The sequence below is a fragment of the Psychrobacter sp. C 20.9 genome (genome assembly GCF_001921765.1).
GTDB lineage: Bacteria > Pseudomonadota > Gammaproteobacteria > Pseudomonadales > Moraxellaceae > Psychrobacter > Psychrobacter piscatorii_B.
The window spans coordinates 156,760-171,161 of the sequence record NZ_MRYC01000004.1 but is presented as its reverse complement, the minus strand read 5'-3'; the positions used below and the strand labels follow the sequence as shown (position 1 = coordinate 171,161).

At 44.6% G+C, this 14,402-nt stretch carries 13 protein-coding genes; 10 read left to right on the top strand and 3 right to left on the bottom strand.

Going from position 1 to position 14,402, the window contains the following annotated elements:
- The 8 genes from nuoH to BTW00_RS04135 all read left to right on the top strand — a co-directional run bounded on the left by nuoH (position 1) and on the right by BTW00_RS04135 (position 8,765).
- A complete protein-coding gene (nuoH, locus tag BTW00_RS04170; RefSeq protein ID WP_075106363.1) occupies positions 1 to 1,044 on the top strand; it encodes an NADH-quinone oxidoreductase subunit NuoH in 1,044 nt (347 codons plus the stop codon).
- Between the two features lie 55 nt (positions 1,045 to 1,099).
- On the top strand, positions 1,100 to 1,648 hold the full coding sequence (gene nuoI / locus BTW00_RS04165) for an NADH-quinone oxidoreductase subunit NuoI (protein ID WP_010198902.1): 549 nt from the start codon (positions 1,100 to 1,102) through the stop codon (positions 1,646 to 1,648).
- Positions 1,645 to 2,376 carry an NADH-quinone oxidoreductase subunit J gene (nuoJ, locus tag BTW00_RS04160; RefSeq protein ID WP_075106362.1) on the top strand — a complete coding sequence of 244 codons (732 nt, stop codon included), beginning with the start codon at positions 1,645 to 1,647 and terminating at the stop codon, positions 2,374 to 2,376. The genes nuoI and nuoJ overlap by 4 nt, the downstream gene beginning before the upstream one ends.
- Positions 2,377 to 2,474: 98 nt before the next feature.
- A complete protein-coding gene (gene nuoK / locus BTW00_RS04155; protein WP_025653102.1) occupies positions 2,475 to 2,783 on the top strand; it encodes an NADH-quinone oxidoreductase subunit NuoK in 309 nt (102 codons plus the stop codon).
- 4 nt (positions 2,784 to 2,787) lie between these two features.
- Positions 2,788 to 4,662, top strand: a complete 1,875-nt coding sequence (gene nuoL, locus BTW00_RS04150) for an NADH-quinone oxidoreductase subunit L (protein ID WP_075106361.1) — start codon at positions 2,788 to 2,790, stop codon at positions 4,660 to 4,662.
- 5 nt (positions 4,663 to 4,667) lie between these two features.
- Entirely contained in the window at positions 4,668 to 6,290 is a 1,623-nt protein-coding gene (gene nuoM, locus BTW00_RS04145; RefSeq protein ID WP_178379251.1) for an NADH-quinone oxidoreductase subunit M, read from the top strand.
- A 3-nt stretch (positions 6,291 to 6,293) separates the two neighbouring features.
- The gene (locus BTW00_RS04140; protein ID WP_075106359.1) at positions 6,294 to 7,772 is read left to right on the top strand and encodes an NADH-quinone oxidoreductase subunit N; all 1,479 of its coding nucleotides are present in this window, start codon (positions 6,294 to 6,296) and stop codon (positions 7,770 to 7,772) included.
- Between the two features lie 177 nt (positions 7,773 to 7,949).
- On the top strand, positions 7,950 to 8,765 hold the full coding sequence (locus BTW00_RS04135) for a ferredoxin--NADP reductase (protein WP_075106358.1): 816 nt from the start codon (positions 7,950 to 7,952) through the stop codon (positions 8,763 to 8,765).
- Between the two features lie 100 nt (positions 8,766 to 8,865).
- On the opposite strand, the gene BTW00_RS04130 is transcribed toward BTW00_RS04135, so the two are convergent.
- On the bottom strand, positions 8,866 to 9,645 hold the full coding sequence (locus tag BTW00_RS04130) for a hypothetical protein (protein WP_256714000.1): 780 nt from the start codon (positions 9,643 to 9,645) through the stop codon (positions 8,866 to 8,868).
- A gap of 351 nt (positions 9,646 to 9,996) precedes the next feature.
- On the opposite strand from BTW00_RS04130, the gene BTW00_RS04125 reads away from it, so the two are divergent.
- Complete coding sequence (locus tag BTW00_RS04125) at positions 9,997 to 10,884, top strand: energy transducer TonB (RefSeq protein WP_178379248.1); 888 nt, start codon at positions 9,997 to 9,999, stop codon at positions 10,882 to 10,884.
- Between the two features lie 176 nt (positions 10,885 to 11,060).
- Positions 11,061 to 11,936 (top strand): mechanosensitive ion channel family protein, encoded by an 876-nt coding sequence (locus BTW00_RS04120; protein ID WP_075106357.1) that lies wholly within the window; start codon positions 11,061 to 11,063, stop codon positions 11,934 to 11,936.
- An 11-nt stretch (positions 11,937 to 11,947) separates the two neighbouring features.
- Here the strand turns inward: BTW00_RS04120 and ybeY are convergent, their stop codons facing one another.
- Positions 11,948 to 12,553, bottom strand: coding sequence for an rRNA maturation RNase YbeY (gene ybeY, locus BTW00_RS04115; protein WP_083603564.1), 606 nt, complete (start codon positions 12,551 to 12,553; stop codon positions 11,948 to 11,950).
- A gap of 285 nt (positions 12,554 to 12,838) precedes the next feature.
- Positions 12,839 to 13,924, bottom strand: a complete 1,086-nt coding sequence (locus BTW00_RS04110; protein ID WP_058024365.1) for a PhoH family protein — start codon at positions 13,922 to 13,924, stop codon at positions 12,839 to 12,841.
- Positions 13,925 to 14,402 lie beyond the last annotated feature (478 nt).

The window sequence follows — 14,402 nt, the reverse complement described above, 5'->3', positions numbered from 1 at the left end:
ATGCAAGTTACCCGTATTATCCCTGATGTGCCAAGCTTTTTGGCGGGTAGCATAAGCTTTGATACTTGGTCTATTCTGTTTTTGGTGGGTCAATCGCTAGTCATCTTTTTGGTCGTGGTATTGGTTGCCGCAATGATGATTGTCTATGAGCGCCGCATGCTGGCATTATGGCAAGATCGTTATGGTCCAAACCGTGTTGGGCCTTTTGGTTCGTTGCAGTTAGTCGCTGACATGCTCAAAATCTTTTTTAAAGAAGACTGGACACCAAACTTTACTGATAAGTTTATGTTCACCTTGGCACCTGCGGTCGCGATGTTTACTGCCTTGGCATCATTTGCCATTATTCCTATTTCGCCAACGCTTGGCGTGGTTGATTGGGATATTGGTATTCTGTTTTTCTTTGCCATGGCGGGTATTGCTGTTTATGCGGTGATGTTCGGTGGTTGGGCGTCTGCCAACAAATTCTCGCTACTCGGTGGTTTGCGTTCAGCTGCACAGACGATCAGTTACGAAGTGTTTTTAGGTTTGTCGTTGATGGGCGTTGTTGCACTGACAGGTTCATTTAACTTACGCGCCATTGTTGAGTCACAAGTCGACGGCTGGTATATCATTCCGCAGTTTTTTGGGTTTTTAACCTTTGTGGTCGCGGGTGTGGCGGTTACGCACAGACATCCATTTGACCAACCAGAAGCAGAGCAAGAACTGGCTGAGGGCTATCATGTCGAATATTCGGGCATGAAGTTTGGTATGTTCTTCATTGGTGAGTATGTCAACGTTGTCTTGATTTCTGCCTTGATGACTTGCTTGTTCTTTGGCGGTTGGCTTGCGCCGTTCAATTTAGATATCCCATTTATTCCACCAGCTTTTTGGTTCATGATTAAAACGCTGTTCTTTATGACCATGTTTATTTTGGCTCGAGGCTCACTCATGCGTCCGCGTTATGATCAGGTGATGAACTTTGGCTGGAAAGTATGTCTGCCAGTAACGCTGATTAATCTATTAATCACTGCTGCGGTCATTTTGATCTTTTCCCCAACGTTATAGTCATTACTAGCCATCACTGATGAACTAGGGTAAAGCTGATAAGGATAATAATCCCATGTTTACTACCATAAAAAAGACCGTCATTGGTATATTTACCATTGTCCGCAGCATGTGGATGGTCAATAGTCATGCGCTCAGACCGCGTGACACCATTCTTTATCCTGAAGAGCCGGTACCAGTACCGCCGCGTTTTCGTGGACGTATTGTCCTCACGCGTGATCCTGATGGAGACGAGCGCTGTGTCGCTTGTAACTTGTGTGCGGTGGCATGTCCGGTAGGGTGTATCTCATTACAAAAAGCCGAGCGTGAAGATGGACGCTGGTATCCAGAGTTTTTTAGAATTAACTTCTCACGCTGTATCTTTTGTGGATTGTGTGAAGAAGCCTGTCCAACGACAGCGATTCAAATGACCCCAGATTTTGAGCTGGGTGAATATAAGCGCCAAGATTTGGTCTATGAAAAAGAGCATTTGCTCATTTCAGGACCAGGTAAATACCCTGATTATAACTATTATCGTGTGACAGGTATGGCGGTAGCAGATAAACCAAAAGGTGCAGCACAAAACGAGTCTGCACCGATTGATCTAAGGAGCTTGCTACCATGATGAATATTTTGAACCATCCTGAACTGGCTGGGTTTTATTCACTTGCAGCAGTGGCGATATTTGCCAGTCTGCGCGTCGTGACTCAGGCCAATCCAGTGCATGCTATCTTATCGATGATTGTGTCGTTACTGGCAATCGCTGGGATATTTTTTGTATTAGGTGCGCCATTTGCAGGTGCGCTAGAGATTGTTGTTTATGCAGGTGCCATTATGGTGCTATTTGTTTTTGTTATCATGATGCTGAATCTTGGTATGAGTAATGACGAGCGCGAAGAGCGTTGGCTCGATGCAGGCACTTGGGCGATACCGACAGGATTGACGATAATCATTGCCGTTGTGCTCTATGCAATGATTGGTATGGGTCATGATGATACCGTTATGATGGGTGGCACGACTATCTCTGCCAAAGCAGTCGGTACGGTGCTATTTACCAAATATATCATGCTGGTTGAAATTGCAGCTTTGTTACTATTAGCGGCTTTGGTGGCGGCATATCACTTAGGTAAAGAGTCGATTGGTGAAGAGATCGTCGGTCATGCGAGTCAAGACTTTCAGCCAAGTGTAGGCAGTATCAAACAATATGACAATGACAGTACGCTTACACAGCATGATGGCGTAGAAATGGCTAAGCCTTACGAATATAAAGATGTTGACCCGCATGACTATGTTGGTATGAAGGTAGGCATGAAAACAGGTGCGAACAAAGTGACGCGCAAGGAGGCAGACTAATGGTACTAGCAGCAAGCGTGGCACAAGATGTGTCAAACGTGCCGTTTGCCCACGAGGTGGCAGGCTTAGTACAGCCGGTTGCTGAGGCGCAAAATGTACTGGGTATGATACCCATGAGCCATGGACTGATTTTGGCAGGTATTTTATTTGCTATTGGTCTGTGCGGCGTCATGGTACGACGTAACTTCTTATTTATGCTCATGAGTCTTGAGATCATGATGAATGCGGCAGCACTAGCATTTGTCGTGGCAGGTAGTCGCTGGGTCGATCCAGACGGGCAGATTATGTTTATCTTTATTTTGACCTTGGCCGCGGCTGAAGCGTCGATTGGTCTGGCAATATTATTGCGTTTTTATCATCAGCGTGGGCATCTCGATGTCGATAGCGCCAATGAGATGAAAGGATGATGTCATGAGTTTATTACCATTAACCTTTATATTCCCGCTCATTGGCTTTTTGATTTTAGCCTTTATGCGCGACAAATTATCAGAGACGGTCGCAGCGATTGTTGGCGTGGGTAGCATGCTGTTATCAGCATTATGTACGCTAGTCGTTAGTTATACTTTTTTGACCACCAATCCAGCTGGAACGGTAATTGAAGTTCCGCTATGGACGTGGTTCCAAGTTGGCGACTTTGCGCCGCATTTTGGCTTGAGCTTTGATGGTCTTGCATTGACTATGACAGGCGTCATTACTGGGATTGGCTTTTTGATTCATCTGTTTGCCTCTTGGTATATGAAAGGCGACACTGGCTTTGCCCGTTTCTTTAGCTATATGAACTTGTTCGTTGCCAGTATGCTGTTACTGGTACTCGCAGATGATTTGTTCTTGCTATATCTTGGCTGGGAAGGCGTGGGTATCTGTTCGTACTTATTGATTGGTTATTATTACCATGACAGAGCCAACGGTCGCGCCGCGATGAAAGCCTTTACCGTCACACGTGTTGGTGATGTGTTCTTAGCCTTCGGTTTGTTCTTATTATTCCGCGAATTCGGTACGCTTAATATTCAAGAGATTATTACGCGCGCGCCAGAAGTGTTCGATGTAAATAACCCAACGATGATACTTACCACGATGATGTTGGTCGGCGGCGCGATGGGTAAATCAGCGCAGTTGCCACTACACACATGGCTTGCTGATGCGATGGCAGGTCCAACACCCGTATCGGCATTGATTCACGCGGCAACAATGGTAACGGCTGGCGTTTATCTGATTGCCCGCTTGCATCCATTGTTTGAGTTGACCCCAGGCATCTTATTATATTGGGTTGGCGGCGTCGGGGCATTGACGCTGGTCGTTGCTGGATTCTGTGCGCTCGCGCAAACAGACATTAAACGTATCCTTGCTTATTCGACCATGAGTCAAATTGGCTATATGTTCTTAGCGCTTGGCGTGGGTGCGTGGCAAGGGGCAATCTTCCATTTGATGACCCATGCTTTCTTTAAAGCATTACTATTCTTATCATCAGGTGCGGTCATCCTTGCGGTACATCACGAGCAAGATATCTTTAAGATGGGCGGTCTGCGCAAAAAGATACCATTGGTATTTTGGTGTTATATCATCGGTGGCGGTGCACTCGCTGCGATACCTTGGGTTACCGTTGGTTTTTATTCTAAAGAAGCGATTCTTTGGGAAACTTATGCCACAGGTCACTTAGTACTATTCTATATGGGTGTGTTCGGCGCATTCTTAACCGCAATCTATACGTTCCGTATGATTTGGATCATATTCTTCGGTGAAGAAAAAACCCATGCGCACAAGCTATCAGGGGTGTCGTACTGGTTACCTTTAACGGTATTACTTGTATTGTCTACCGCTGTTGGTGCATGGATTACACCGCCACTACAAGGTGTATTGCCAGAGAGCGTAGGTCACTTATTAGAAGTCGCGGGTCAAGACCATGCTAAGCACACCGCAGAGTATATCGCGATGGGTGCGATGGTGGTCGGTTTGATATTGGCAGCACTATTATATGTCGTCAATAAAGGTCGCATGCTCATGAGCTTTAAGCGCTCACGTATTGGCGGGGCGCTATATCATTGGTGCTATCACGGTCTAGGTTTTGATGCGCTATACGATATAATTTTTGTAAAACCCTTTTTGTTCATCGGCCGCTTATTAAAAGCCGACCCTATCGATAAAACGTGGCTATTCTTGCCTAAGCTGGCTTCGGCAGGTAATAAAGTATTGTCTGCGACGCAAACAGGGTCTCTTCGAGGTTATGCCACAAGCTTTGGCTTGGGTATGGCTGTATTGCTGGTGCTGGTAATGATGACGGTGGTGTAAAGATGATGGAGTTACAACAAACGTGGATGCTACCAGCATTAATCGCAATTCCTTTTATTGCAGGATTGCTATGCTGGTTGGTGGAGCGATTTAATAAACGTCTGCCGCGCTGGATTGCCTTGATCGGTATGATGTTGACCTTTGCTTTGTCATTAGTACTTTGGCAGCAGGGTGATTTTAGCGGTATGAGTAAGCAGGTTATTGCGCCAGATGCTGCCGTGCCTTGGGTCGCAGAATTTAGTGTGCCGTGGATACCGAGCTTTGGTATTAGCTTTCACTTGGCGCTAGATGGTTTGTCACTGATGATGGTAGCCTTAACAGGCTTGCTTGGTGTGGCAGCTGTTGCCTGTTCGTGGAATGAGATTCAGCGCCGCGTTGGCTTCTTTCACCTAAACTTGCTATGGAGTTTGGGCGGCGTTATCGGGGTTTTCTTAGCGATTGATCTGTTCTTATTCTTCTTCTTTTGGGAGATGATGCTGGTTCCTATCTATTTCTTGATCGCGCTTTGGGGTCATGATGTGGTTGGCAAAACCAAAGAATACGCCGCAACCAAATTCTTTATCTATACCCAAGCGTCTGGGCTTATCATGCTCATCGGTATTTTGGTATTGGTCATTATCAGCTACGCCCAAACTGGGGTGGTCAGCTTTAACTATAATGACTTGCTCGGTACGTCACTTGGCGGCTGGGAATATCCCATCATGCTGTGCTTCTTCATTGGTTTTGCGGTGAAGTTGCCAATTATTCCGTTCCACGGCTGGTTGCCAGATGCGCATGCGCAAGCACCAACGGCAGGTTCGGTGGATTTGGCAGGTGTGCTCATTAAAACTGCTGCCTATGGTTTGATTCGTTTTGTGTTGCCGCTATTCCCAGTAGCGTCACAAGAGTTTGCACCGATTGCGATAACCTTAGGGACGATTGGTATCTTCTACGGTGCTTGGCTCGCGTTTATGCAGACCGACATGAAGCGTTTGCTAGCGTATACCAGTATCTCGCACATGGGCTTTGTGGTATTAGCAATCTATGCTGGAACATTACTCAGCTTACAAGGTCTGATGATTCAGATGCTTGCGCACGGGCTTAGCTCAGCCGCACTATTTATCATGGCAGGGCAGCTATATGAGCGTCTGCATACACGTGATTTGACCTTGATGGGTGGTATGTGGGGACAGTTCCGTTACTACGCACCGATATTGATGTTCTTCTGTGCAGCGTTGCTTGGTATTCCAGGTACAGGTAACTTCATTGGCGAGTTCATGATTTTATTTGGCTCATTTGCTCAGTATCCCGTGTTTGTGGTATTTGCGACATTCAGCTTGGTGCTTGCAGGTCTATACTCACTTATTTTGATTCATCGCGCGTTATTTGGTGAAAACAACATCGCTGCATTGGCAGAGCGAGAGACTAAGTCACATGGTTTGCCTGCACGTAGATTAAAAGATTTGGGCAAGCGCGAGCTGTCATTACTATTGATGTTAGCGGCTGGTTTGGTATGGCTCGGATTATATCCACAGCCGTTCCTTGATACCTCAAGTCACGCAATGCAGTGGATCAACAACGCATATATATACAGTCAAGTGACACAGGTAGATGCGTCGCAGCTGCTTGATGTAATGGAGGCACGTTAAGTCATGAATGATATTACGATGAATGATTTGATAGGATTGTTGCCTTACGCGCCGATTATCGCCGTAGTGATTACGGTACTGACGGTTATGATCGCGATTACCTTTAAACGCTCGCATATGGTCACTGGTACAATCACCGTAGTCGGTTTGAATATTGCTCTGGTTACGTTACTTGGGCAAATGATGGGCTTTATTGAAAGCGGTGCTATTGCGCCAAACGCTGAGCAGTTATTTGTTATAGATAACTTTGCTCAGTTTAATATGGTGGTGATTTTTATCTGTGCCTTGGCTTGTTGTACGCTGTCTTATGCGTATCTGGCCAACCTCAAAGACAATAAAGAAGAGCTGTACTTGCTCATGTTGCTATCGACCATTGGTGCACTGCTAATGGTAACTGCGCAGCATATGGCAGCGTTCTTTATGAGCCTAGAGATGCTGTCAGTACCGTTATATGGTTTGCTCGCTTATACTTACAAGCGCAACCAGTCGCTTGAGTCGGGATTGAAGTATTTGGTATTGTCGGCGACTGCATCAGCGACGTTGCTGATGGGTATGGCCTTTATCTATGCAGAAGTAGGCTCACTGGCATTTAAGCCAATCAGCATGGTGCTAGGCAATATCTTTGAGTCGCCACTACTGATATTGGGTGCGGCAATGATGATGTTTGGTATCGCCTTTAAACTCTCAGCTGCTCCTTTCCATATGTGGACACCAGATGTTTATGAAGGTGCACCAGCGCCTATCGCTACCTTTTTAGCATCAGTATCAAAAGTGGCGATGATGGCACTAGCCGTGCGTTTCTTAATCGATACTGCTTTGCTGGCATTACCATCAGTGCAGATGCTATTAATGGTCATGGCAACCTTGTCTATCTTGGTAGGTAACTTGTTGGCTGTGCGTCAGACCAGCCTCAAACGTCTATTGGGTTATTCATCCATTGCCCATATGGGTTATGTGATGATCGTCATCGTCAGTATTGGCGCTGCTGCTGATAGCATCTCTAGTATGTATATGGCGGTGTATGCCTTTACCTCTATCGGTGCCTTTGGTGTGGTGACATTGATGTCGAGTCCATATCGCCTATCTGGTGAGGCCGATGAGCTGACACATTATCAAGGGTTATTCTGGCGTCGTCCAGTATTGACGGCTGTGATGACTATCATGATGTTGTCATTGGCTGGTATTCCATTGACCGCAGGCTTTATCACCAAGCTATTTGCGATATTGGCTGCTGTACAAGGAACCAACTGGTTCTTAGCTGCGATGATTATCCTAGGTAGTGCGATTGGCCTGTTCTACTATTTGCGCGTGTTACTCACACTATTCAAACGTCCTAAGCAGTTCATCGAGTTTGACGTGTCCGGACAATGGGGTATTCGTACCGGCGGTATTATGGTTATTGCGGTGACGGCCATTATCCTGTTCTTTGGTATTTTGCCAAATAGTATGATCGAATGGGCAAGCTTGGCTCGTATTTGGTAGATTCAATGATTTATGCGATAAGATAAGCCATTTGTTGCTTATCTGTTGTTACGGTTAAAAAACCAAGATGCGCCCGCTTTATGATAAGCTTGGCGCATCTTTTTTTGCTTAATTTTTGTCTTTGGCAAACTTATCTTATAAAAATACCATTTAATAAAATATGAGTGATGAACAGTTATGAGTGATAATATTCAAACGGTAACGGTGCTCAGCAAAACCACATGGACGCCAAATTTATTTAGCTTTACCGTCAGCCGTCCTGATAGTTTTAAGTTTACTGCCGGACAGTTTGTGCGCTTGGGTGTCAATCCCAGCCAGTTGAAATATTACCAACAGGTTGAGGCAAGTGATGAAGCATTGAATGAAGATATCTTTCGAGCGTATTCGATTGTGTCTTCGCCATTCGATGAGGTGCTAGAGTTTTTTTCTATTGTGATTCCTGATGGTGCCTTTACCTCACAGCTGCAACATCTACAAGTGGGCGATGAGTTACTGCTTAATACCATGCCATTTGGATTCTTAACGTTAGCGCGTTATCAAAAACCATTGCCAAAGGATTTGTGGCTGCTCGCTACAGGGACTGGTCTTGCACCATTTTTATCGATGCTACAAGACCTAAAGACATGGGAAGATTACGAGCATATCGTGCTAGCCTATAGCGCACGCTCGACGGATGAGCTTGCTTACGTTGAGCAAATCGAGCGCTTGCAAGACGATTTTGGCTCGCTGGTCGATAATCCAGCAAAGCTGATTTTCATTCCTATCGTCACCCGAGAGACTGTCGACGGCGCGTTATCAGAGCGTCTGCCAAAGCTGTTATTAGAAGGCACGTTGCAAGCGCGTGCGGGTATCGATTTGGATGTTGATACCACCCATGTCATGCTATGCGGCAATCCAGATATGGTAGATGATACCAAAGAGGCATTGAAGACATTGGGTCTGGTGATGAATCGACGCGGTGAGGGTAATATCGCTGTTGAGAACTATTGGTAGGGGCAGTTGACGATTGTCTTATCTAATAAAAAACGCTACATCTATTAGGCTAATAACCTGTGAGATGTAGCGTTTTTTTGGAGACATCGTTTATGGATCGTTATTCTTGGCTGGGTTCGGTGGCATCGTCTACAGGGTTGATAGGGCCTTGCATCAATTGCGGCTCATCATAGTCGCTAATGATATCTTCGTTATTGCTTGAGGCCAATAAGTCACGATAGTTAATCTGCGCCTTCAAAACCATTTGCTCTTCTTCAAGCTTTCCATAGTTGACCTGTACTTTATACAACGTACTCATGATCTTTTTGTTGTTTTTTAGCCAGCGGTTAATATCGAGGTAAATCACTTCATCTTTTGGGCGAGCAATATTGACGTAGGAGAGAATAAAGCCCAATGGGTCTTTTTTGAGGACGCTATGATAAAACCAAATAGCAAGCTTGATCCCTTGGCGCTTAACAAAAGACTCGCAGCGTAGATTTAATATATCGGTATACGTCTGCTGACCAAACACAAAACGTTGAACATTACGATCTAGCTGCACATGGACCAAACTAAAGTTACTGGCCACTTCAGCGTAAATACCGCCAGCATCAACCGTACAGTATAAGCGAAACCAATCATCATGCATTTCAACGCGCAGCTCTAGTATGGCTTTTACATTATCCGTCACAAAGCTTTGTAGCGCCTCGTTGACGTATTTTTGTGCGACTGGTAGGGATATCTCATCTTCGAGTTTGTCTGTCGTTTTATGATAGATGTCTTTAACCGATTGAGCGATACGCTCCCAACCACTATCAAGTGACTCGTCAAAACGATAGCCGATGTTCTCAAAGAACTCGTCAAAACTGTCTGAATTATTCACATTATCAAAGTCGCTCAAACTTATTATCCTTACAATTATAGGGCTTAGCACTACCATTCTAAAACAGTATATAACAAATACAGTGGCTTCAAAATGGACACATGCGTTTTATGACAATTCATTTGATATCATGAGTGTTATACCTGTTTTATAATGTTTTTGTCGATATAGTTTTTCTTAAGGCGATAAATGTTTTATTAAATGAATCAAAGGTCATAAACACTGAAGGATTAGGTCAAAACTATGCCATTGATGGTTAGGCTAGCGACATAGTTTTATGTCATGTTATGATAGCGCCGACATATATCGTGCATATCACTACATGCTCATTTATAAATCATACGCCTTACCTATCAGCTGAGACCCATTGTGGCCTATATCAAAGACTCACAGAGCTACCATTTTTCGGCGCAGCCTCCCAAGCGTGATGTGAGCTTACCTGTAGCGATTGTCATTGCGGTCGCCATACACGTATTGATTATTTTTGGCATCAGCTTTTCGATGGGTAAAAACCCGGCTGCTATGATGCAGGATGTGGCAAAGGCACTCACCGATAATATGAAGCCAAACGAAGACGCGCATTTTATTGCCAACGCATCACAAGAAGGCGGCGGTACCATAGAGGAGCGACTGAGACAAGAGAATGACCAAATGAGTCCATTGTCTGCTGAGCAAATGAGCGAGACACAAGACGTCATCAATCTACAGCGCCAAGTTCGACAGCAGCGCTACCAAGAGAGCTATCTGCGCACCACGTTAAGCTGGCGTCAGGCAAGCGTAGAGTCGGATAATGATAGCAAACAAGCACAAGATGACATCATGGCACAAGAAGCGCGTCTGCGTAAGCAAATCGCTACTTTAGAAGCGCAATTGTCTCAACGTCAGCAAGTCTATGCGACCAAATCCAAAGTGGTCACTATGGATAGTAACTCGACCACGCGCGGGGCAGCAGCTGACTATATAAATACCTTCCGTGAGCATGTCGAGCGTGTCGGCAATCTGCATTATCCTGTTCAAGCACGGGCGCAAGGCATTACGGGTGAAGTGCGGCTCATGGTCATCATTAGTAATAATGGCAATATCAAAGCCATTCGTCTGCTAGAAAGCTCAAATTCGACGATACTGGATGAGGCCGCAAAACAGTCAGTACGACAAGCAGCACCTTTTGGACAATTTACCAAAGAGATGAGTGATATTGTCGAGTTACGACTGATACGTACTTATCGCTATAGCGACGAAGTGGATGTCACCTACTAACGCCACAAAACTAAAACTACAAAACTAAAGCGATAAAAAATCAGTGACACGATAAATAAACATAGAATATCAACGAATACGTCATAATATTTGACGACAATAATTAAGATTAATCGGCAATTAAGATTAATCGACACCCAAATTTATAACACACCGCTATCGAGTAAAGAGTTAGTATGGAATTTTTAGGTTTTACAGTAGATGTTGCAACGCTCACCAGCAATGCATTAGAGATAGTCATCAAGGTGGCTTTGGCAATAATTATATTTATCGTTGGACGTTGGCTTGCCAAAAAAGCAGTCGACTTTTCTGGCCGTCTCATGGCGCGTAGTCATTTAGATGAAACAGTCTCTGGCTTTTTAAGCCGTCTGTTGTATGGCGTGCTATTGGTTGTCGTAGTCTTAGCCGCACTTAGCAAAGTTGGCGTACAGACCACCTCGGTCGTTGCTATATTGGGCGGTGCCGCGGTTGCAGTTGGTTTGTCACTAAAGGATCAATTATCAAATTTTGCCGCTGGCATTATGATCGTGACTTTTCGCCCATTTGTACGCGGTGATTATGTGCAGATCAGCAGCTATACGGGTACAGTGACCGAGATTACCTTGGTCAACACGCATCTAACGACCATTAACAATCATGACATCATCATTCCTAACAGCGACATCACAACCTCAGCGGTGGTCAACTATACAGCACTACCCAATCGCCGCGTCGATATCACCGTGGGCATTGGCTATGATGCAGATATCAAAACGGCCAAAGATCTGATGCTGAGCCTCGCCAGAAATAACCCGTTGTCTTTTACTGATCCTGAGCCTATTGTACGAGTGACCAATCTTGGCGACAATTCAGTTGATTTGACATTGAACGTATGGACGACCAATGCTGATTGGTGGACCATGCAGTGCCAGTTGCTTGAGCAGTTCAAACACGCGTTGGATGATGAGGATATTGAGATTCCATTCCCGCAGCGCAGTGTCCATGTCAAAGGCTTGGATCAAATGATCAATCAAATGGGTCAAGCGCAAAAGCTGCTGACCACTAAAGATTGATTAAGACTGAATTAAAGATAAGGATTTGGTAGGTTTAGGCCTGCCAAAATCTCAATCTCAAAGCGCTCCATCTCATCTTGCTCGGCCTCTCCGAGCTCATGATCAAAACCCAGTAGGTGCAGCACGCCATGTATCAGTAAATGACTGATGTGCTGCACCACGGTTTTGTCTTGCTCTTGTGCCTCACGTACCATGACCTCATGACAGATAATAAGCTCACCAAGAGACAGTGTTGGCATTAGTCCGATGATGGCGATAGGCAACTCACTTGGATAGGACAAAATATTGGTCGCGTAGTCCTTACCGCGCGCCTCTAAATTGAGGGCTTGGCCTTCGATTTCATCTGTAATATATATATCCAAGGTTTTAGGTTTTTCTTGCCACAGCTCAGAATCGATATCTGCAAAGTAGGGTAGTGTCAGCCCTTCATTGATGCGCGCGTTCATATAATCTAAAGTCGCCATCATGACAGATAATAGATACTTACGATCATAAAATGTATCAAGCGTCTCATCATCGATACTATCGGCTGCATTAATATCTAGTGCTACCAAGCTGTCATCATCATTAGTGGCACTATGATCTTGGTGGCTATTATTACTGTCAAATTGGTTCATATCGTTGTCCTGTTTTATTATGAATGGGCGTGTTTAGTTGGCTATACTCAATCTAGACCATGCCTCACCCAAGTAATGCTAAACCTAAGCAATCTCTGCCAAGAAAAAACCGGACTACTTTAGTAATCCGGTTTTTCTATGCAAAATAAATCTTTATAGTAAATTGTTCCAGCATTATTATAGTTGATCCAATTTAAGAGCGGTACAAGGCAACCGAGTGCAGATGTATATGTCATACTTCAAGCGAGGTTAACGCTATAACGCTTTTATAGTGGATTGACTATATTATAGTTTGGCAGCAGCATTAGCCACAGCTTGTCTACGTTCTTGTTCTTTGATACGTTCAAACTTACGTTTTTCTTCTAGAGCCATTTGCTCTTCATCGTATACGTCATACGCTTCAACGATTTGTTGTACCAACTGATGGCGTACCACGTCTTTTGAATCAAATTTGGTGATATGAATCTCTTCGATGTCTTTTAAGATCTCCATCGCTTGCGCGAGACCTGACTTATGACCGCGCGGCAAATCGACCTGCGTGATGTCACCAGTAATGACAGCTCTTGAGCCAAAGCCCAGACGTGTCAAAAACATTTTCATCTGCTCGGGCGTGGTGTTCTGTGCTTCATCCAAAATGACAAATGAGTTATTGAGCGTACGACCACGCATATACGCAAGCGGTGCAATTTCGATGATTTGTTTTTCGATCATCTTGCCAACTTTCTCAAAACCTATCATCTCATAGAGCGCGTCATACAATGGACGCAAGTAAGGATCAATTTTTTGCGTCAAATCACCAGGCAAGAAACCCAGTTTTTCGCCAGCTTCTACAGCTGGACGTACTAGCAAGATACGCTCAATCTCGTTACGCTCTAGCATATCGACTGCACAAGCGACCGCAAGATAGGTTTTACCAGTACCAGCAGGGCCAATACCAAACGACACATCAGAGCTTAAGACGTTTTTTACATAGCGCTGCTGGTTGCCACCGCGCGGTATGATGCGACCTTTGCGCGTACGCAGACTGACAGGCGTAAACTCATTAGCCTCATCTGATTCTGCATCCTCGATATCATCATCCTGCTCATCGTCGTCCATATCCTCATCACGCGAGATGCTAGATTGGATAATCAGATGCAGCTCTTCTGCGCTGATATCCTTGGTATTTTGGGCTTCATCGACCATCTTATAGATGATACGTTCACCGCGCTCGACAGCGGTTACATCGCCACTTAAGCAAAAATCGCCTTGGCGTTGCATGATTTTGATATCGAGGCGTTCTTGGATGTATTTCATGTGATTGTTATATTCGCCCAGCACGGTTTTGAGCTGTGCTGGCGTTAGGGATTCAAACTTTATACGGCGGCTCATGGTATCAGTCAAGCGATTATCCTTGTATTGTGTGCCCGGCGCTGTGATTTAATTTTGATAGCGTCACGGGTTTCAGAGATAAAGTAGTTAGTAGCGTTATATAGGTGTCGAGTAGTTATAGTAGATACTAAAAATGACGGTAATATTATTGTTGGTTTTGTGGAAGATAATAAATAAAAGTCTTGTCTTCATTATGGTAGAGAATTTTTAAAATTCAAGCGATACATTGAGCAGATAGCGTTGTTTTTGTATGTCGATTGCAATCAACACACAGGCCTACTCTAAATCGAGTCAACGGCATGTCTATTAAGTTCATTTATCGGTTAAATAATATGATCAGTGAAAAGTGACGCTCGCATTGAGATATGAATAAGTTGAGTTTTTACTGATTTTACCGATATAAACCTTGCTTGCAATGAGGATGGACGAACGATTTGTCTACGGTTAAGAGCGCAGCATGATAGGCAATTTGTGGTAA

What these genes read in the sequence shown, in the direction of transcription:
- BTW00_RS04135 (WP_075106358.1), top strand. Translation starts at nt 7,950, where the DNA reads ATGAGTGATAATATTCAAACGGTAACGGTGCTCAGCAAAACCACATGG.
- BTW00_RS04120 (WP_075106357.1), top strand. Translation starts at nt 11,061, where the DNA reads ATGGAATTTTTAGGTTTTACAGTAGATGTTGCAACGCTCACCAGCAAT.
- nuoJ (WP_075106362.1), top strand. Translation starts at nt 1,645, where the DNA reads ATGATGAATATTTTGAACCATCCTGAACTGGCTGGGTTTTATTCACTT.
- BTW00_RS04140 (WP_075106359.1), top strand. Translation starts at nt 6,294, where the DNA reads ATGAATGATATTACGATGAATGATTTGATAGGATTGTTGCCTTACGCG.
- nuoL (WP_075106361.1), top strand. Translation starts at nt 2,788, where the DNA reads ATGAGTTTATTACCATTAACCTTTATATTCCCGCTCATTGGCTTTTTG.
- nuoM (WP_178379251.1), top strand. Translation starts at nt 4,668, where the DNA reads ATGGAGTTACAACAAACGTGGATGCTACCAGCATTAATCGCAATTCCT.
- nuoI (WP_010198902.1), top strand. Translation starts at nt 1,100, where the DNA reads ATGTTTACTACCATAAAAAAGACCGTCATTGGTATATTTACCATTGTC.
- ybeY (WP_083603564.1), bottom strand. Translation starts at nt 12,553, where the DNA reads ATGAACCAATTTGACAGTAATAATAGCCACCAAGATCATAGTGCCACT.
- nuoH (WP_075106363.1), top strand. Translation starts at nt 1, where the DNA reads ATGCAAGTTACCCGTATTATCCCTGATGTGCCAAGCTTTTTGGCGGGT.
- BTW00_RS04110 (WP_058024365.1), bottom strand. Translation starts at nt 13,924, where the DNA reads ATGAGCCGCCGTATAAAGTTTGAATCCCTAACGCCAGCACAGCTCAAA.